Source organism: Pseudomonas sp. 18058 (assembly GCF_902706155.1).
Lineage (GTDB): Bacteria > Pseudomonadota > Gammaproteobacteria > Pseudomonadales > Pseudomonadaceae > Aquipseudomonas > Aquipseudomonas rustica.
In genome coordinates this window covers 19,046-37,694 of record NZ_CACSJY010000024.1, presented here as the reverse complement: position 1 = coordinate 37,694, position 18,649 = coordinate 19,046, and the positions used below count along the sequence as shown (strand labels likewise).

Genomic DNA, 18,649 nt, shown 5'->3' with positions numbered 1-18,649 from the left:
CTTTCGCAAATTCGCAAGGTTCATATCAGACCGCTACCAGCACGATGGCGCCAATCACCAGCACGGCACCAGCAGCCATCGAAGCAGCGTACCAACGCAGTTGACCGGTCTCGGTGCGGCTCAGGGCAGTGTGACCACCCTTGGCCATACGCGGGATCAGACCGATGGTCTGGTCGAGCGGGTCTTTACGCAGTACGTGGCTGATCGCCAGGTAAGGCTTGACGAACAGTTTGTCGTAGATCCAGTCGAAGCCCCAGGCAGCGAACCACCAGGCCGAAAGGAAACGGCCGATGCCGCTGTTGGCGATCGCCGTGACGAAGCGACGCTTGCCGAGGAACAGCAGCGCTGCCAGCAGGATACCGGCCAGGGCGATGGCGCCCGAAGCGATTTCCAGACTGTGCTTGGCTTCGCCACCGGCATGGCCAACGCTTTCTGGCAGTACGCCGTGCAGTGGCGGAACGATCATCGCGCCAATGGCGGTGGACAATACGATCAGCACCGACAGCGGCAGCCAGTGAGCGATGCCGTGACCGGCGTGGGCTTCAGTCTTGGCTTCACCGTGGAACGTGATGAAGATCAGGCGGAAGGTGTACAGCGACGTCATGAACGCGCCGACCAGACCTGCGTAAAGCAGACCGTGGTTGCCGCTGGCGAACGCTTCCCAAAGGATTTCGTCCTTGGAGTAGAAGCCTGCGGTGACCAGTGGCAAGGCAGCCAGTGCCGCGCCGCCGACGATGAAGCTGGCGTAGGCCAGTGGCAGTTTTTTCCACAGACCGCCCATCTTGAAGATGTTCTGCTCGTGGTGGCAGGCAACGATCACCGCACCGGAAGCAAGGAACAGCAGGGCCTTGAAGAAGGCGTGGGTCATCAGGTGGAAAATCGCGCCATCCCAAGCACCAACGCCCAGCGCCAGGAACATGTAGCCGATCTGGCTCATGGTCGAGTAGGCGAGGATACGTTTGATGTCGGTTTGTACCAGCGCGGCGAAACCGGCCAGTACCAGCGTCACACCACCAACGATGCCCACCAGATGGAGGATTTCCGGCGCCAGGGTGAACAGGCCGTGGGTACGGGCGATCAGGTAAACACCGGCAGTCACCATCGTTGCGGCGTGGATCAGTGCCGAAACCGGGGTCGGGCCGGCCATCGCGTCCGCGAGCCAGGTTTGCAGCGGCAGTTGCGCCGATTTACCGACCGCGCCACCCAGCAGCATCAGCGTTGCCAGGGTGATCCAGAAGTCGCCGACCTGGAATTTCTGCGGTGCCAGCACCAGCAGTTCCTGGATGTTCAGCGTGCCCACTTGCTGGAACAGGATGAACAGGCCGATGGCCATGAACACGTCGCCGATCCGGGTCACGATGAAGGCTTTGAGTGCCGCGTTACCGTTGTTGCGGTTGCTGTAATAGAAACCGATCAACAGGTACGAGCACAGGCCCACGCCTTCCCAGCCGAAGTACAGGAACAACAGGTTATCGCCGAGTACCAGGAACAGCATGCTGGCGATAAACAGGTTGGTGTACGAGAAGAAGCGCGAGTAGCCCGCTTCGCCGCGCATGTACCAGGACGCGAACAGGTGGATCAGGAAACCGACGCCAACGACCACACCGAGCATGGTGATCGACAGGCCGTCGACGTAGAGGGCGAAGTCAGGCTTGAAGCCTTCGACCGCCATCCACTTCCACAGCACCAGGGTGTAGTGACCGCCTTCGGGTGGCGCGACGTTGAATTGCCAGATGACGTAAGCGGCGACAATCGCCGACAAGCCAATGGAACCCACGCCGATCAGCGCCGAGAGGTTTTCCGACCAGCGTCCACGAGAGAACGACAGCAGCAGGAAACCGATCAGAGGGAATACGAAAGTCAGAAAGATCAGGTTCATCCGCGCATCTCACTGGCAGCGTCGATATCGAGCGTATGGAAGCGGCGATACAGTTGCAGCAGGATCGCCAGACCAATACTGGCCTCGGCAGCTGCAAGGCTGATCACCAGGATGAACATGATCTGTCCATCCGGCTGGCCCCAACGGGCGCCCGCGACAATGAACGCCAGTGCAGAGGCGTTCATCATCACTTCCAGACTCATCAACACGAACAAAATGTTGCGGCGGACCATCAGGCCGACCAGACCAAGGCAGAACAGGATGCCGGCAACGGCCAGTCCATGTTCGAGAGGGATAGCAGGCATGACTTACTCCTTCGCCTCGTTACGGCCCAAATGGAACGCCGTGACGGCTGCAGCGAGCAGCAGCATCGAGGCGAGTTCGACCACCAGCAGGTACGGGCCGAACAGGCTGATGCCCACGGCTTTCGCGTCTACGGTGGTGTGGCCGATGGCCTGACCGCTCTGGTGAGCGAACAGCACATACAGCAGTTCGGCCAGCAGCAGCCCGGCGAGAATCACCGGCCCTGCCCAGATACCGGGCTTGAGCCAGGCGCGTTCTTGCTGAACCGCGGCGGGGCCGAGGTTGAGCATCATCACCACGAACACGAACAGCACCATGATGGCGCCGGCGTAGGCGATCACTTCCAGCACGCCGGCGAACGGTGCGCCGAGTGCGAAGAAGGTCATGGCCACAGCGATCAACGAGATGATCAGGTAGAGCAGGGCGTGCACAGGGTTGGTGTTGGTGACCACACGTAGCGTGGCCACAACAGCGATACCCGATGCGAAATAGAAAGCGAATTCCATCGTTCTTCCTTAAGGCAGCAAGCTCTTCACGTTGATCGGTTCGGCTTCGTTCTGTGCGGAGCCTTTCGGCTTGCCAGCGATTGCCATACCTGCAACACGATAGAAGTTGTAATCAGGGTTTTTGCCGGGGCCGGAGATCAGAAGATCTTCTTTCTCGTACACCAGATCCTGACGTTTGAACTCGGCCATCTCGAAATCCGGTGTCAGCTGGATTGCGGTGGTCGGACAGGCTTCCTCGCAGAGACCGCAGAAAATGCAGCGCGAGAAGTTGATACGGAAGAAGTCCGGGTACCAGCGACCGTCTTCGGTTTCAGCTTTCTGCAGCGAGATGCAACCCACTGGGCAAGCCACGGCGCACAGGTTGCAGGCAACGCAACGCTCTTCGCCATCGGGGTCACGGGTCAGGACGATACGACCACGGTAGCGTGGTGGCAGGTAGACCGCTTCTTCCGGGTATTGCAGGGTGTCGCGCTTGCGAAAGCCATGGCCGAAGACCATGACCAGGCTGCGCAACTGGGTACCAGTACCCTTAACGATGTCGCCAATATATTTGAACATGGGTCAAATCCTCACTGAACCGCGACTGCAGGCGTGTTCCACAACACGACCGCAGCGGTCACCAGCAAATTGATCAGGGTCAGTGGCAAGCAGAATTTCCAGCTGAAATCCATCACCTGGTCATAACGCGGACGCGGGATAGACGCGCGCAGCAGGATGAACAGCATGATGAAGAACGCGGTCTTCAGTGCGAACCAGAGGAAGGACAGTTGCGGCAAGATGCCGAACGGACCGTGCCAGCCACCGAAGAACAGGGTGACCAGCAGCGCCGAGATCAAGATGATGCCGATGTACTCACCGACGAAGAACATGCCCCATTTCATACCGGCGTATTCAATGTGGTAACCGTCGGCCAGTTCCTGTTCCGCTTCCGGCTGGTCGAACGGGTGACGGTGAGTCACGGCGACGCCAGCGATGAAGAAGGTACAGAAGCCGAAGAACTGCGGAATGATGAACCACAGGTTCTGCGCCTGGTACTCGACGATGTCGCGCATGTTGAACGAGCCGACCTGCACCACGATGCCCATCAGGGCCAGGCCCATGAACACTTCGTAGGACACGGTCTGCGCCGAAGCACGCAACGCGCCGAGCAGGGCGAACTTGTTGTTACTCGACCAGCCGGCGAACAACACCGCGTAGACCGACAGACCGGCCATGGCGAAGAAGAACAGCAAGCCGATGTTCAGATCCGCGACGCCCCAGGTCGGGGTGATCGGGATGATCGCAAACGCGATCAGCAAGGCGGACATGGCCACCACCGGCGCCAAAGTGAAGATCACTTTGTCGGCAAACGGCGGCGTCCAGTCTTCCTTGAAGAACATCTTCAGCATGTCGGCGGCGATCTGGAACATACCAAACGGGCCAACGCGGTTCGGACCGTAACGGTCCTGCCACCAGCCCAGCAGGCGACGTTCGACAAAGCTGAGCAACGCACCGGCGACCACCACGGCCAACAGAATGACGATGGCTTTGATGACCGTCAGGATCACATCGATCACTTCAGGGGTGAACCAGGTCATTGCGCTGCCTCCTGCAGACCGTCGACGGATACGCCGGCGAATGCCGATGGAATGCCGGCGATGCCCGCAGGCAATGCCACCAGACCGGCGCCCAGTTCTTCATTGATGCGCAGCGGCAGACGCAAAGTCTGACCGGCCACGTTCAGGCTCAGCAATGCACCTTCGTTGACGCCCAGACGATCCGCTTCGGATTTCGCCAGTGCCACGTAAGCGGCCGGGATGCGCTCTTGAACCGGCGCGGCTTTCGAAGAGTTTTCTTCGCTGCCGAACAGGTGGAAGAACGGCACGGCTTGCCAGGTACCCGCTGCCGGGTTGAATGCACGCGGTGCTGCAGCGAACCAGTTCAGCGAATCGCCAGTGCTTTCGATCAGGCGGGTGCCCGGGTCGCCAGCACGGATGTGACCGCCGACTTCGTCCTGGAACTTGTTCCACGCTTGTGGCGAGTTCCAGCCCGGAGACCAGGCGAAAGGAACCTGCTGACGCGGCTCAACCGAACCCGAGTAACCTTCCATGGAGAAGGCGAACGCGGTGTCTTTGTCTTGCGGAGTGCGCGGTTCGTGAACGCTGATGTCGGCGCGCATCGCGGTGCGACCGGAGTAACGCAGCGGCTCACGCGCCAGTTTCAGACCCTTGATACGGAACGCTGCCGACGGTGCTGCGTCGACGATACGCGCCAGTTGCGCGGTGCTCGAAGCAACGGCAGCGGTGACGTGGTCGAGTTGCGTCCAGTCGATCGGCTGGTTCAGCAGGGTCGCGCGCAGGGCGTGCAGCCAGCGCCAGCCTTCGTGAACCAGAATGCTCGCATCCAGATATTGCGGATCGAAAACCTGGAAGAAGCGCTGAGCACGACCTTCCTGGCTGACCAGCGTACCGTCGCCTTCAGCAAAGCTTGCGGCCGGCAGAACCAGGTGCGCGCGGTCGGTGGTCGCGGTTTTCTGATGGTCAGCAACGATCACTACTTTCGCAGCGTTCAGTGCGGCATCGACCTTGTCTTTGGCGGTGCGGGTGAACAGATCGTTTTCCAGCACGACGATCGCGTCAGCTTTACCGTCGATAACTGCTTGTAGCGCAGCATCCACCGATTCGCCACCGAGCATGGCCAGACCGAGGCTGTTGGCTTCCGGCACGATCAGGCTGATCGAACCGTTCTTCTCGCGCAGTTTCAGTGCTTTGGCGATGTTCGCGGCGGCTTCGATCAGGGCTTTGGAGCCCAGCGAAGTACCGGCGATGATCAGCGGACGTTTGGCCGCGAGCAGGGCGTCGGCGATGCGCTGAGCCAGTTCCAGTGCTTCGGCGTCCAGACCTTCAACGGCCGGGGCGCTGGCGTCCAGTGCGTGGGCAACGGCGAAACCGATGCGCGCCAGGTCGTCCGGAGCAGCGTGTACGCATTCTTCAGCGATGTCGTCGAGCTTGGTTTCCGCCAGGCTGGCGATGAAGAGCGGGTTCAGCGCGTGCTGACCGATGTTCTTCACCGCAGCGTCGAGCCAAGGCTGAACGCGCATGGCTTCGGCCATGTCTTCAGCTTTGCCCTTGACCGATTGACGCAGCGACAGCGCCACGCGAGCGGCGGTCTGGGTCAGGTCTTCACCGAGGACGAAGATCGCGTCGTGGTCTTCGATGTCGCGCATGTTCGGCACAGGCAGCGGGCTGTCGTTCAGCACTTGCAAGACCAGACGGATGCGTTCCAGCTCGGACGCTTCGATACCCGAGTAGAAGTGCTCGGCGCCGACCAGTTCGCGCAACGCGTAGTTGCTTTCAAGGCTGGCGCGCGGCGAACCGATACCGACGATGTTGCGACCGCGCAGCAGGTCAGCGGCTTTATCCAGTGCGGCGTCCAGGCTGAGCTTGGTGCCGTCGGCCAGCAGCGGCTGACGTGGACGGTCGGTGCGGTTGACGTAGCCATAACCGAATCGGCCACGGTCGCACAGGAAGTACTGGTTCACCGAACCGTTGAAACGGTTTTCGATGCGACGCAGTTCACCGTAACGCTCGCCCGGGGAGATGTTGCAACCGCTCGAGCAGCCATGGCAGATGCTCGGCGAGAACTGCATGTCCCACTTACGGTTGTAGCGCTCGGAGTGAGTCTTGTCGGTGAACACACCGGTCGGGCAGACCTCGGTGAGGTTGCCGGAGAACTCGCTTTCGAGGGTGCCGTCTTCAACGCGACCGAAGTACACGTTGTCGTGGGCGCCGAACACACCGAGGTCGGTGCCGCCAGCGTAATCCTTATAGAAACGCACACAGCGGTAGCAAGCGATGCAGCGGTTCATTTCGTGGGAAATGAACGGGCCCAGTTGCTGGTTCTGGTGGGTGCGTTTGGTGAAGCGATAACGGCGCTCGTTGTGGCCGGTCATCACTGTCATGTCTTGCAGGTGGCAATGACCGCCTTCTTCGCACACAGGGCAGTCGTGCGGGTGGTTGGTCATCAGCCATTCAACAACACTGGCGCGGAACGCCTTGGATTCTTCATCTTCGATGGAGATCCAGGTGTTGTCGGTGGCCGGGGTCATGCAGGACATGACGATGCGACCACGGGTGTCGTTCTCGTCGGTGTACTGCTTGACCGCGCACTGGCGGCAAGCCCCGACGCTACCAAGCGCGGGGTGCCAGCAGAAATATGGAATGTCGAGGCCCAGCGACAGACATGCCTGTAACAGGTTGTCTGCCCCGTCGACTTCGAGCGCTTTGCCGTCTACGTGGATAGTGGCCATGGTTCAAAGGTCTTCGTTGGCCCGGTGTCAGCGGGCGTGGCTAATGGAATCTTGTTATCCGTGCGAATCAAACCAGCCTCGAAAGGCGTCATCGCAGGAGGCGAAGGGCTCAGGCCCTTCACCTTATTAAGCGTTTACGCGCCGATTACGATCGGCCTTGCCAGAGGCGGGACGGCGGCGCTGACTGGCGCGATACCGGCTTCGAACTCTGGACGGAAGTATTTGATGGCACTGCCCAACGGTTCCACGGCACCCGGTGCGTGAGCACAGAAGGTCTTGCCTGGGCCGAGGAAGTTGACCAGACCCAGCAGGGTCTCGATGTCGCCTGGCTGACCGCGGCCTTCTTCGATGGCCATCAAGAGCTTGACGCTCCATGGCAAACCATCACGGCACGGGGTGCAGAAACCGCACGACTCGCGAGCGAAGAACTGCTCCATGTTGCGCAGCAAGGAGACCATGTTGACGCTGTCATCCACCGCCATCGCCAGGCCGGTACCCATACGGGTGCCCACTTTGGCGATGCCGCCGGCGTACATTTGCGCGTCGAGGTGCTCAGGCAGTAGGAAACCGGTACCGGCGCCGCCTGGTTGCCAGGCCTTGAGCTTGAAGCCGTCGCGCATGCCGCCGGCGTAGTCTTCGAACAACTCGCGACCGGTGACGCCGAATGGCAGTTCCCACAGGCCCGGGTTTTTGACTTTGCCGGAGAAGCCCATGAGCTTGGTGCCCATGTCTTCGCTGCCTTCGCGGGCCAACGATTTGTACCAGTCAACGCCGTCGGCAATGATCGCCGGCACGTTGCACAGGGTTTCGACGTTGTTCACGCAAGTCGGCTTGCCCCACACGCCGACGGCGGCAGGGAAGGGCGGCTTGGAGCGCGGGTTGGCGCGACGGCCTTCGAGGGAGTTGATCAGTGCGGTTTCTTCACCGCAGATGTAACGCCCGGCACCGGTGTGGACGAACAGCTCGAAATCGAAGCCGCTGCCGAGAATGTTTTTACCCAGCAGGCCCGCAGCCTTGGCTTCTTCCACAGCACGATTCAGGTGCTTGGCGGCGGTGGTGTATTCGCCACGCAGGAAGATGTAGCCACGGTAGGTTTTCAGCGCGCGAGCACTGATCAGCATGCCTTCGATCAGCAGATGGGGCAGTTGCTCCATCAGCATGCGGTCTTTCCAGGTGTTCGGCTCCATTTCATCCGCGTTGCACAGCAGGTAACGGATGTTGATGGATTCGTCTTTGGGCATCAGGCCCCACTTCACGCCCGTGGGGAAGCCTGCACCGCCGCGACCTTTAAGGCCTGCGTCTTTCACGGTCTGGACGATGGCGTCCTGATCCATGTCGGCGAAGGCTTTGCGCGCAGCGGCGTAACCGTTCTTGGCCTGGTACTCGTCGAGCCACACGGCTTCGCCGTCGTCACGCAGACGCCAGGTCAGCGGGTGAGTCTCGGCCGAACGCTGAATGCGGTTGGCAGGACCGAAAGATGTCAGGGTCATACGTAGCCCTCGAGCAGTTTGGCGACGCCAGCAGGCTGCACATCACCAAAGGTGTCGTCGTCGATCATCAGCGCCGGTGCCTTGTCGCAGTTGCCGAGGCAGCAGACCGGTAGCAGGGTGAAACGACCGTCGGTGGTGGTCTGACCCAGGCCGATGCCCAGATTGTTCTGGATTTCGCTGACCACCGACTCGTGGCCGCCGATGTAGCAGACCATGCTGTCGCAGACGCGAATGATGTGACGGCCAACCGGCTGACGGAAAATCTGGCTATAGAACGTCGCCACACCTTCAACGTCGCTGGCCGGGATGCCGAGGATCTCGCCGATTGCGTACAAGGCGCCATCCGGCACCCAGCCGCGTTCCTTCTGAACGATCTTCAGGGCTTCGATCGACGCCGCGCGCGGGTCTTCGTAGTGATGCAGCTCGTGCTCAATGGCCGAGCGCTCGGTTTCACTGAGGGTGAAACGGTCTGTCTGGATAAGCGTGCTGTTCATGCTTAGCGGTCCACGTCGGCCATAACGAAGTCGATACTACCCAGGTACGCAATCAAGTCCGCGACCATGCTGCCTTTGATCACCGAAGGGATCTGTTGCAGATGCGGGAAGCTCGGAGTGCGGATCCGGGTACGGTAGCTCATGGTGCCGCCGTCGCTCGTCAGGTAATAACTGTTGATGCCCTTGGTCGCTTCGATCATCTGGAAGGATTCGTTGGCCGGCATCACCGGGCCCCACGAAACTTGCAGGAAGTGCGTGATCAAGGTTTCGATGTGCTGCAGCGTGCGCTCTTTCGGCGGCGGCGTGGTCAGCGGGTGATCCGCCTTGTACGGGCCTTCCGGCATGTTGCGCATGCACTGGTCGATGATCTTGATGCTCTGGCGCATCTCTTCAACGCGCACCATGCAGCGGTCGTAGGCATCGCCATTGGCAGCCAGCGGCACTTCGAACTCGAAGTTCTCGTAGCCGGAGTATGGACGCGCTTTACGCAGGTCGAAGTCGCAACCGGTCGAACGCAGGCCGGCACCGGTGACGCCCCATTCCAGGGCTTCTTTGGTGTTGTAGGCAGCGACGCCGATGGTACGACCCTTGAGGATGCTGTTTTGCAGGGCAGCCTTGGTGTATTCGTCGAGGCGTTTTGGCAGCCATTCGACGAAGTCTTTCACCAGTTTTTCCCAGCCGCGCGGCAGGTCGTGGGCAACGCCACCGATGCGGTACCAGGCCGGATGCAGACGGAAACCGGTGATGGCTTCAATCACCGTGTACGCCTTCTGGCGGTCGGTGAAGGTGAAGAACACCGGAGTCATGGCGCCGACGTCCTGGATGTAAGTCCCGAGGAACAGCAGGTGGCTGGTGATCCGGAAGAACTCGGCCATCATGATGCGGATGACGTCAACCTTCTCAGGCACCTTGATGCCGGCCAGCTTCTCGACCGAGAGCACGTACGGCAGGTTGTTCATCACGCCGCCGAGGTAATCGATACGGTCGGTGTACGGAATGAAACTGTGCCACGACTGACGCTCGGCCATCTTCTCGGCACCACGGTGGTGGTAACCGACATCCGGTACGCAGTCGACGATTTCTTCACCGTCCAGTTGCAGAATGATGCGGAACGCACCGTGCGCCGAAGGGTGGTTCGGGCCGAGGTTGAGGAACATGTAGTCCTCGTTCGTCCCGGAACGCTTCATGCCCCAGTCTTCAGGACGGAAACGCGCGGCTTCTTCCTCAAGCTGTTGCTTGGCGAGGTTGAGGCTGAACGGATCGAATTCGGTCGCACGCGCCGGGAAGTCCTTGCGCAGCGGGTGACCTTCCCAGGTCGGCGGCATCATGATGCGCGACAGGTGCGGGTGACCTTTGAAATCGATGCCGAACATGTCCCAGACTTCACGCTCGTACCAGTTGGCGTTCGGCCAGATACCGGTAACGGTCGGCAAGCTGAGGTCGCTCTCGGACAAGGCGACCTTGATCATCACGTCACTGTTACGCTCCAGCGACATGAGGTGATAGAACACGGTGAACTCAGCGTCGCTCGGCAGCCCTTGACGCTTGGTGCGCAGACGCTCGTCCACGCCGTGCAGGTCATAGAGCATGACGTACGGCTTGGGCAGGTTACGCAGGAAGGTCAGGACTTCGACGAGTTTGGCGCGCGCCACCCACAGCACCGGCATGCCGGTGCGGGTCGACTGAGCGGTGAACGCTTCGGCGCCAAAACGGTTGTTCAATTCAACGACCACATCCTGGTCGTCTGCCTTATAAGGCGGGATGTACAGAGCGCTGCCTGTAGTCATGGTTATTTTTTCGCTTTCGGTCAACGTAAAGAATGAAGCCAGCTTCTCGTTTCTTTGTCAGAACAGATCTGGATCAGACTTCGTCAGGGCTGCGCAGGTTGGTGACTGCGATTCGCTGTTCGCGGCGCTGTTCCTTCTGCGAAGGCATGTCGGCGCGATAAACGCCTTGATCGCCAACGACCCAGGAAAGCGGACGACGCTCCTTGCCGATCGATTCCTGCAACAGCATCAAGCCTTGCAGAAATGCTTCCGGACGAGGAGGGCAGCCAGGTACGTAGACGTCCACGGGCAGGAACTTGTCCACCCCTTGAACCACAGAGTAGATGTCGTACATGCCACCGGAGTTAGCGCACGAACCCATGGAGATCACCCACTTCGGCTCGAGCATCTGCTCGTAGAGACGCTGAATGATCGGCGCCATCTTGATGAAGCAGGTACCGGCGATAACCATGAAGTCGGCCTGACGCGGCGATGCCCGGATAACCTCGGCGCCAAAGCGCGCGATGTCGTGGGGCGCCGTGAAGGCGGTGGTCATTTCCACGTAGCAGCACGACAAGCCGAAGTTGTACGGCCACAGGGAGTTCTTACGTCCCCAGTTGACCGCGCCACTCAGCACGTCTTCCAGCTTGCCCATGAAAATGTTTTTGTGGACTTGATCTTCTAACGGATCGGAAACGGTTTCCCGTTCGCCAATCGGATACTGCTCGTTAGGAGCATCGGGGTCGATCCTGGTGAGATTGTATTGCATTGCCAAAGCCTCATTGTTTCAGCTTCGCCTGCCGCTTGCGACGAGCTTCCGGAGCCCAGTCAAGGGCGCCCACTCGGAACAGGTAGACAAGACCTGCCAACAGAATTGCTATGAAAACGAGAGCTTCGACGAATCCGGTCCAGCCGCTTTCGCGGACGGACACAGACCATGCAAAGAGAAAGAGGGCTTCGATATCGAAGATCACGAAGAGCATCGCGACCAGATAGAATTTGGCTGAGAGCCGCAAGCGGGCGCCACCGGTAGGTAGCATGCCCGACTCGAACGGTTCGTTTTTGCTGCGGCCCCAGGCTTTTGACCCAAGGAGGCTGGAGACACCGAGCATGAAGGCACACAGGCCAACGACACCCAGAAGGAAAATGGCAAAGCCCCAGTTGTGGGCCATGAGTCCTGTCGCTTCGGGCATGCTGGTAATCCTTAACAGAGAGCAAAGGTCTCTGAGCTTGATAAAGAAATAAGGCAGTGACGATATGTCGCAGCAATCAATCGCGCTGATTTTATGGCTAAACACCCGGCAAGTAAAATTCCTATAGCGAAATTATTTATTGGAATAAGGACATAGCGCACGTCCAGGCCCCGCCAGCCCATGCGTTGCGGGCATTAGCCGGTTTTGCGGGAAATAAGTTTTGTTTGAAATGTAACGAACATAGTTGCTGCTAAATGATAATCAATACTGTTTGGCGCGGTTTTGTAACTGTTTAACGGGTGAGGTATTGGGAAGTTGTCTTACTTGCACGTTACTGCAAGTAGCGACGGCGCCCGTTTTACACGAATTTTCCTACGCCGCTACCGCTCTGGATCAATGTTTTGTCCGAGCGCCGCAGATCCCTGTGGGAGCGAGCCTGCTCGCGAAAGCGTCAGATCAGCCAACGCATCTATTGCCTGACACACCGCCTTCGCGAGCAAGCCCGCTCCCACACTGATTTGTGGCGTGCCCGAGGTTTTGTGTACTACCGAGAACCCGTAGGAGCAAAGCTTGCTCGCGAAAGCGCCAGATCAGCCAACCCATTTATCGCCTGACACACCGCCTTCGCGAGCAAGCTCGGCTCCTACATTGATTTGTGGTGCGCCCGAGGTTTTGCGTACTACCGAGAACCCCTGTGGGAGCGGGCTTGCTCGCGAAAGCGGTAAATCAACCACCCCCAGACCCGACGCCTTGCACGCCAGGCCTGTCTCCTCCAATCCTCTCAGCCAAACCGCCCAGCTAGCGTCGAAGCCGCGACCTCAAAAGCAGCCTTCATTTCCTCAACCACCTCATCATCATGCGCAAACGACAAATAAACCCGCCCATAAGGCGAAGGCATCACCAACACCCCGGCCTCGCGCAACGCCAAATGCAGCGCCTTACTAAACTCCGCATCGCCACATTCCAGCGCCTCGGCATAATTCGTCGGGGCCTGCGCCGAAGGCCAGATCCCGAACACATTGCCGTAACCGCTGGTGCTCACCGTCATCCCATGCGCCTTGAACGAGGCTTCCACCGAAACGCGCAGCGCCTCACCCCGAGCAATCAAAATCTGATAATCCGCGTCATCCAGTTGCGCCAGCGTGCTGATCACCGCAGCACACGCCATCGGGTTGCCGCTGAACGTACCGCCACGCAGCACGCGACCCTCTTCAAACCCCGCCAAAATATGCGGCTTGCCGACAATCGCCGATACCGGCACACCATTACCAATCGCCTTGCCAACACTGGCGATGTCCGGATCCAGCCCCGCCTGCAAACCCGCGAGCCCGGCGAATAAACGAAACCCCATCAACACTTCATCACAGATCACCAGCGCGCCATGCCGATGCGCGACTTCCTGCACATGCAGCAAATACCCCGCCGCCGGCATGATGCAGCCGGCATTGGCGAGCATCGGCTCAAGAATTACCGCCGCAATGTCCGAGTCCTCAGCAAACAACCGCTCAACATCAGCAAAATCATTGAAACGCAGCAACGTGGTGCGCGGCGTAGAAGGTCGCTGACCGTCAGCAAAATTCGCCTCACTGGATGACACATTGCCAAAGCTGACGTCATCAAACCAACCGTCGAAACCCGCCGCCATTTTCGCGATACGCCCACGCCCGGTATACGCGCGAGCCGCGCGGCAGGCGAGGTGCACCGCTTCACTGCCGGAGTTGGTGAAAATCACTTTGCTCAGCGCGCCGGTATGCGCCGCCAGCGCAGAAGCCGCCGCGTGTTCACGAACATGCGCCCAGGACGGCGCGGCAGAATCGGCCAACGCCGCCGCCACCTGTTCGTTGACACGATTATTGGCATGCCCCAACAGCACCGCGCCAAAGCCAAGCGCGGTGTCGATGTAGCGACGACCTTGATCGTCATACACGTAGGCATCCTTGCCATTGCGGATAAACAGGGTTTCGCCATTGAGTTCCGGAAGGATGCGCGCGGCGCTGGAAACATCGCCAATCAGGTTACGCATAGAAGCCTCTGTGCTTATTAATAGGTGAGCGTTCAGCCGCGCTCGGTGTTCCACGGACTCTGCGCGAGTTTCTGTTCAAGAAAGTCGCGGAACACGCGGATCCTGGGGCTGAGGTGCTTGCGATTGGTGTAGATCATGTAAATCGGTTCGAAGCTGTCCGGGCTGTAGCTCTGCAGCAACGGTATCAAGCGACCTTCGCGGATGTCGTGGCCGATATGAAACTCGGCCAAGCGCACAATGCCCGCGCCGCTGAGTGCCAGATCGCGCAGCAGATCACCCTGAGCGAAAGTCGCTTTGGGAATCACCGGGATGCTGGTCGGATTGCCATCGATGAGGAAATCCCAGTCGTTCCACACGCTGTTGAAGCCGAAGCTGAAACAGGTGTGATCGAGCAATTGCTGCGGGTGCTCGGGCGTTCCTTGGCGGGCGAGGTAGTCCGGGGAGGCGCAGATGATCCAGCGACTCTGGCCAATCTTGCGGGCGATGCGCGTGGAGTCCGGCAACACGCCGCTGTGAATCGCCAGATCCAGCCCTTGATCGAACTGATCGGAAAATTGCGCGCCGATCTGGATATCAATCGTCAACCCGGGGTAGGCCGCCAAAAACTCCGGCAGCCACGGAATGATCTGGTGTTTGGCAAACGTCGACATCGTGTGAATCCGCAGCATGCCACTGACCCGCGTCGGAAACGCTTCGGCCAGCGAGTCGGCTTCGGCCATCGCGTTGATCACCGCGCGGGCGCTGACCAGATAGGCCGCGCCTTCTTCGGTCAGCGACAAACTGCGCGTGCCGCGTTGAAACAGGCGCACCTGCAAGCGATCTTCCAGACGCGAAATCAGCTTGCTGATGGCCGACGGCGTCAGACCGTGGGCGCGAGAGGCCGCTGAAAAGTTACCGTGCTCCGTGGCCCAAAGAAACGCCAGCAGCTGCGAGTAGTTATCCAAGGCATGCCTCCCGTGTCGATCCGACGCCAGCCACGGCGTCGATCAGCGAATGAACTGTTCGATGTAATCGTCTGGCAGCCCGAGCGTTTTGTAATGCGCGCGAGCGGTTTCCAGTTTGGTGAAAACGTCTTCGTAGCCGACCGCTACACCCTGCGGGTCAACGTAGGTGTAGCCGCCCTGCACGTGGAACCAGGTGATCATCTCTTCGACATCTTCCGGCACGAACAGGGTGTGCGTCTCGCCCGGTGGCTCGAACGCGAACGAACCTTCCTCGGCGACCCAGTCATGCTCCAGATAGTACCAGCGACCTTTAAGCACCATCGCGTGCACGCCGCCGGTATGACGATGACGCGAGAGCACACCGCTTTTGCGCACGCGCAGCAGGTTGATGTAGTAGCCACCGGACACGCTGAGCAACACCGGTTTGAACGACACCGAATCGGTCACCGGCACCCACAGTTGATCGTCTTCCAGCCATTGGCCGAGGACGCCGGGGTGCACCATGTCGGGCGCCATGTACGGCACTTGCGGCAGTTGATAGGGGATGGCCAGTTCGTCGGGTTTAGGCGCAATACTCATGAGGCGTTCCTTGTAAGTTTTGATAACCCCCGGCCGGTTGTTGGCCGGGGTTTCAAGCAGAGTAGTGTGGTGATCAGTCGTGAAAAAGCAGGTCGCCGGCACACTTGCTGTGACGCTCAGTCACAGCGGCGGGCGGTGTTCAGGCCAATACTTGCGGGGTGGCGGTTTCAACTGGCGCCATGGCGCTGCGTCGTGCCGACAGCTCGGGCTGCGACTTCTGCAAATACGCGCCGATGATCACCAGCACCGCAGTCAGGCCAAGGGTCGAGAGCAGTTCCGCACGCTGACCGGGGAAAGCCGCCATGATCGCGAACACGCCGAGGATGAACACGATTGTGAGGATCGTCAGATACGGAAACATCCACATGCGCACTTCGAGTTTCTTGCCCTGTGCGACCAGTTTGCGGCGCATGCACAGTTGCGTGACGGCGATCACCAGGTACATCAGCAAGGCCAATGCGCCGCTGGTGGCCAGCAGAAACTGAAACACTTGCTTGGGCAGCAGGTAGTTGGCAGTCAGCGCCGTCAGTGCCGCGACCGATGTCAGCGCGACGGCCAACAGCGGCACGCCTTGACGGGTGGTGTGCGACACCGCATTCGGTGCATCACCGCGACGGGCCAGCGAGTAGGCCATGCGCGAAGCGGTGTAGATCGCCGAGTTCAGGCAACTGGTGACCGCCACCAGCACAACAATGCCCATGATCTGCGGCGCCCACGGAATGTTCATCGCGCTCAGCACAGCCTGGTAAGAACCTTTCGCCAGATCCGGCGCGTTCCACGGAATCAGGCACACCACCACAAACATCGAACCGAGGTAGAACAAGCCCAGACGCCAGACCACGGCACGAATGGCTTTCTTGATGTTGGCTTTCGGATCCTTGGATTCAGCGGCGGCGATGGTCACCACTTCGCTGCCCTGGAAACTGAACATCGCTGTCAGCAGACCGGCGACAATCGCCACATTACCGTTGGGAGCAAAACCGCCGTTGGCGTAGAGATTGGAAATCCCGCTGGTCGAGGAACCCGGCAAAACCCCGAAAATCGCCAGCACGCCGAGGATGATGAAGCCGACGATCGACACGACTTTGAACAGCGACAACCAATATTCCAGCGTACCGAACGAACCGACGCTGAGGCTGTTGCACAGGATCAGCGCAAACGTGACGCCGAACGCCGCCACCCAATGCGAAATCCCCAGCCAGTCGCCCAGAATATTGCCGGCGACAATTGCTTCAATGGCAATCACCAACACGTAAAACCACCAGTACAACCAACCGATGGAAAACCCGGCCCAGCGACCAATCGCCTGATCGGCATAGGAAGAAAACGACCCGGTGTCCGGCCGCGCAGTGGCCATTTCGCCGAGCATCTGCATGACCAGCACCACAATGATCGCGGCGCAGACATACGACACCAACACCGCAGGGCCAGCAGTGGCAATGGCATTACTCGAACCCACAAACAGACCGGCGCCAATCACGCCGCCGATCGAAATCATCGTGACCTGCCGTCCTTTCAAGCCATTCCCTAGCTCGTTGTTAGCCTTGTCTTTGTCATCACGCATCGGCTCGTACCTCGAATGAACGTCTTTATTATTGTCTGAAACGCCGCAACGACACGGCGATGGGCCGTACCCTAAGCGGATAGAGGGGAGGGTATTAGCCCTAAATGGTTCAAAGAGGGTGTGAACTGTCGTCACAGGTGGCGGGTGTTAGGTGGGGGAGTGTCAAAGACGGGGGATGGAGGGCGGACGCTCTGCCGAATCCATAATCGACTGGTTTTTTCAGGTCGATGTATAACGCCAGACACCTCGGTCGGCTCCCTCTCCCGGAGGGAGAGGGGACTGAATGGGGGATGCTCGCGAGATACGCCGACTTGAACGTGCTGCTTTGAATCCATAATCGACTGGATTTTTCAGGTCGATGTATAACGCCAGATACCTCGGTCGGCTCCCTCTACCTACGGGAGAGGGCTGGGGTGAGGGGAAAGGACGTTGATCCATTACAGACGTTTACTGAAGATTGCGCGGATGCTGTTGAGCAGATCTGCCTGCGCGATCAGCGGTCAGCTTGAAAAGCCCCTCACCCTAGCCCTCTCCCGGAGGGAGAGGGGACTGAGTGGGGGATGCTCACGAGATACGCCGACTTGAACGTGCTGCTTTGAATCCATAATCGACTGGTTATTTCAGGTCGATGTATAACGCCCAGACAACTCGGTTAGTCCCCTCTACCTCTGGGAGAGGGTTAGGGTGAGGGCAGCGGTTCAGGCACTCGGCACAACATTATCCAGCGCCTTGTTCACCGCCAATTCCCCCAGCATCACCACCTGCGCAATCCCCAGCAACGTATTGCGATTCGGCCCCTCCAACATCCCGGCAAAATCACCCAGCATCACCGTGGCCGAGGCTAACGACTCGCACGCATTAGCCAGCAGGGATTCAGTATCAGATTGCGGATTAACCATAAACAACGTGCTGGGGCTGTACGGCGTGGCCATGATTTTCTCAGGCGCAAGATAATGATCGAGCGCGCGCTCAGCCGCTGCATGAAGCTTTTTCGAATTGAGTGATTCATAGGGTGACGCCGGGTCTGTGACCGGCGGATTGTTTGTGGTTTCGGACATCAACTGAAACTCCGATGGATAAATGACACCCTGTAGGAGCTGCCGAAGGCTGCGATCTTTTGATCTTTTTTCATAAAACCAAGATCAAAAGATCGCAGCCTTCGGCAGCTCCTACAGGGGATTGGCGGAGTTTGTTAGTGCGGCAGGCGTCGGCCGTCCAGGACTCGATTGACCATGAGTTCACTCAGCATGATTACCTGATGCAGCATCAACAGGGATCGGCGTTGTGTGTTGTCGACGACATCGCCAATTTCACGCGCCATGTCGTTGGCGGCGGCCAACGATTCACAGGCTTCGACGAGTAATGTTTCTTCGTCCACGGCGGGGTCGATCAGGAAGATTTTGCTGGTTTTGCGGGAGGGGATTGAGAGTTTCAGTGAATCGGGGTTGAGGTAGAAATTGATGGCCCGGTCTGTCGCCTCTTTTATCTTTTGAGGTTCGAGCGACGGGTCAAACGGGATTGCATTGGTTTCCGGCGGATTCGGTGTGGCTTTGAACATGAATGAAGCTCCTATCGCAGTTTCAGGAGCCATCACTTCTCGCTACCAAACGAGGGTGGCGG

The 18,649-nt window shown here is 59.2% G+C and carries 17 protein-coding genes; all 17 read right to left on the bottom strand.

Going from position 1 to position 18,649, the window contains the following annotated elements:
* Positions 1-25: 25 nt before the first annotated feature.
* Positions 26-1,879: an NADH-quinone oxidoreductase subunit L gene (nuoL, locus tag GVL50_RS14915; protein ID WP_038362640.1), complete on the bottom strand. Its 1,854-nt coding sequence runs from the start codon at positions 1,877-1,879 to the stop codon at positions 26-28.
* A complete protein-coding gene (nuoK, locus tag GVL50_RS14910) occupies positions 1,876-2,184 on the bottom strand; it encodes an NADH-quinone oxidoreductase subunit NuoK (protein ID WP_003223790.1) in 309 nt (102 codons plus the stop codon). The genes nuoL and nuoK overlap by 4 nt, the downstream gene beginning before the upstream one ends.
* 3 nt (positions 2,185-2,187) lie before the next feature.
* Positions 2,188-2,688 (bottom strand): NADH-quinone oxidoreductase subunit J, encoded by a 501-nt coding sequence (gene nuoJ, locus GVL50_RS14905; protein WP_008082850.1) that lies wholly within the window; start codon positions 2,686-2,688, stop codon positions 2,188-2,190.
* A 9-nt stretch (positions 2,689-2,697) separates the two neighbouring features.
* Positions 2,698-3,246 carry an NADH-quinone oxidoreductase subunit NuoI gene (gene nuoI, locus GVL50_RS14900; RefSeq protein ID WP_007920177.1) on the bottom strand — a complete coding sequence of 183 codons (549 nt, stop codon included), beginning with the start codon at positions 3,244-3,246 and terminating at the stop codon, positions 2,698-2,700.
* Positions 3,247-3,257: 11 nt separating this feature from the next.
* A complete protein-coding gene (nuoH, locus tag GVL50_RS14895) occupies positions 3,258-4,265 on the bottom strand; it encodes an NADH-quinone oxidoreductase subunit NuoH (RefSeq protein WP_008082852.1) in 1,008 nt (335 codons plus the stop codon).
* Positions 4,262-6,976 carry an NADH-quinone oxidoreductase subunit NuoG gene (gene nuoG / locus GVL50_RS14890; RefSeq protein WP_159813896.1) on the bottom strand — a complete coding sequence of 905 codons (2,715 nt, stop codon included), beginning with the start codon at positions 6,974-6,976 and terminating at the stop codon, positions 4,262-4,264. The genes nuoH and nuoG overlap by 4 nt, the downstream gene beginning before the upstream one ends.
* Positions 6,977-7,110: 134 nt before the next feature.
* Positions 7,111-8,466 carry an NADH-quinone oxidoreductase subunit NuoF gene (gene nuoF, locus GVL50_RS14885; RefSeq protein ID WP_008082856.1) on the bottom strand — a complete coding sequence of 452 codons (1,356 nt, stop codon included), beginning with the start codon at positions 8,464-8,466 and terminating at the stop codon, positions 7,111-7,113.
* On the bottom strand, positions 8,463-8,960 hold the full coding sequence (gene nuoE, locus GVL50_RS14880; protein WP_007920186.1) for an NADH-quinone oxidoreductase subunit NuoE: 498 nt from the start codon (positions 8,958-8,960) through the stop codon (positions 8,463-8,465). The genes nuoF and nuoE overlap by 4 nt, the downstream gene beginning before the upstream one ends.
* A 2-nt stretch (positions 8,961-8,962) precedes the next feature.
* Positions 8,963-10,747 carry an NADH-quinone oxidoreductase subunit C/D gene (gene nuoC, locus GVL50_RS14875; protein WP_053121630.1) on the bottom strand — a complete coding sequence of 595 codons (1,785 nt, stop codon included), beginning with the start codon at positions 10,745-10,747 and terminating at the stop codon, positions 8,963-8,965.
* Between the two features lie 73 nt (positions 10,748-10,820).
* Entirely contained in the window at positions 10,821-11,495 is a 675-nt protein-coding gene (locus tag GVL50_RS14870) for an NADH-quinone oxidoreductase subunit B family protein (RefSeq protein WP_053121628.1), read from the bottom strand.
* Between the two features lie 10 nt (positions 11,496-11,505).
* Positions 11,506-11,919, bottom strand: a complete 414-nt coding sequence (locus tag GVL50_RS14865; protein ID WP_003223812.1) for an NADH-quinone oxidoreductase subunit A — start codon at positions 11,917-11,919, stop codon at positions 11,506-11,508.
* Positions 11,920-12,700: 781 nt separating this feature from the next.
* Positions 12,701-13,942 (bottom strand): aspartate aminotransferase family protein, encoded by a 1,242-nt coding sequence (locus GVL50_RS14860; RefSeq protein ID WP_159813894.1) that lies wholly within the window; start codon positions 13,940-13,942, stop codon positions 12,701-12,703.
* Between the two features lie 32 nt (positions 13,943-13,974).
* Positions 13,975-14,886 carry a LysR family transcriptional regulator gene (locus GVL50_RS14855; RefSeq protein ID WP_159813892.1) on the bottom strand — a complete coding sequence of 304 codons (912 nt, stop codon included), beginning with the start codon at positions 14,884-14,886 and terminating at the stop codon, positions 13,975-13,977.
* Between the two features lie 42 nt (positions 14,887-14,928).
* The gene (locus tag GVL50_RS14850; RefSeq protein WP_159813890.1) at positions 14,929-15,465 is read right to left on the bottom strand and encodes a 2,4'-dihydroxyacetophenone dioxygenase family protein; all 537 of its coding nucleotides are present in this window, start codon (positions 15,463-15,465) and stop codon (positions 14,929-14,931) included.
* A gap of 139 nt (positions 15,466-15,604) precedes the next feature.
* A complete protein-coding gene (locus GVL50_RS14845) occupies positions 15,605-17,029 on the bottom strand; it encodes an amino acid permease (RefSeq protein WP_159813888.1) in 1,425 nt (474 codons plus the stop codon).
* 698 nt (positions 17,030-17,727) lie between these two features.
* Positions 17,728-18,087 (bottom strand): DUF6124 family protein, encoded by a 360-nt coding sequence (locus GVL50_RS14840; protein WP_159813887.1) that lies wholly within the window; start codon positions 18,085-18,087, stop codon positions 17,728-17,730.
* A gap of 134 nt (positions 18,088-18,221) precedes the next feature.
* A complete protein-coding gene (locus GVL50_RS14835; protein ID WP_159813885.1) occupies positions 18,222-18,587 on the bottom strand; it encodes a DUF6124 family protein in 366 nt (121 codons plus the stop codon).
* Positions 18,588-18,649 lie beyond the last annotated feature (62 nt).

Coding starts and splice junctions, on each gene's coding strand:
- nuoL (WP_038362640.1), bottom strand. CDS start 1,879: ATGAACCTGATCTTTCTGACTTTCGTATTCCCTCTGATCGGTTTCCTG.
- nuoK (WP_003223790.1), bottom strand. CDS start 2,184: ATGCCTGCTATCCCTCTCGAACATGGACTGGCCGTTGCCGGCATCCTG.
- nuoJ (WP_008082850.1), bottom strand. CDS start 2,688: ATGGAATTCGCTTTCTATTTCGCATCGGGTATCGCTGTTGTGGCCACG.
- nuoI (WP_007920177.1), bottom strand. CDS start 3,246: ATGTTCAAATATATTGGCGACATCGTTAAGGGTACTGGTACCCAGTTG.
- nuoH (WP_008082852.1), bottom strand. CDS start 4,265: ATGACCTGGTTCACCCCTGAAGTGATCGATGTGATCCTGACGGTCATC.
- nuoG (WP_159813896.1), bottom strand. CDS start 6,976: ATGGCCACTATCCACGTAGACGGCAAAGCGCTCGAAGTCGACGGGGCA.
- nuoF (WP_008082856.1), bottom strand. CDS start 8,466: ATGACCCTGACATCTTTCGGTCCTGCCAACCGCATTCAGCGTTCGGCC.
- nuoE (WP_007920186.1), bottom strand. CDS start 8,960: ATGAACAGCACGCTTATCCAGACAGACCGTTTCACCCTCAGTGAAACC.
- nuoC (WP_053121630.1), bottom strand. CDS start 10,747: ATGACTACAGGCAGCGCTCTGTACATCCCGCCTTATAAGGCAGACGAC.
- GVL50_RS14870 (WP_053121628.1), bottom strand. CDS start 11,495: ATGCAATACAATCTCACCAGGATCGACCCCGATGCTCCTAACGAGCAG.
- GVL50_RS14865 (WP_003223812.1), bottom strand. CDS start 11,919: ATGCCCGAAGCGACAGGACTCATGGCCCACAACTGGGGCTTTGCCATT.
- GVL50_RS14860 (WP_159813894.1), bottom strand. CDS start 13,942: ATGCGTAACCTGATTGGCGATGTTTCCAGCGCCGCGCGCATCCTTCCG.
- GVL50_RS14850 (WP_159813890.1), bottom strand. CDS start 15,465: ATGAGTATTGCGCCTAAACCCGACGAACTGGCCATCCCCTATCAACTG.
- GVL50_RS14845 (WP_159813888.1), bottom strand. CDS start 17,029: ATGCGTGATGACAAAGACAAGGCTAACAACGAGCTAGGGAATGGCTTG.
- GVL50_RS14840 (WP_159813887.1), bottom strand. CDS start 18,087: ATGTCCGAAACCACAAACAATCCGCCGGTCACAGACCCGGCGTCACCC.
- GVL50_RS14835 (WP_159813885.1), bottom strand. CDS start 18,587: ATGTTCAAAGCCACACCGAATCCGCCGGAAACCAATGCAATCCCGTTT.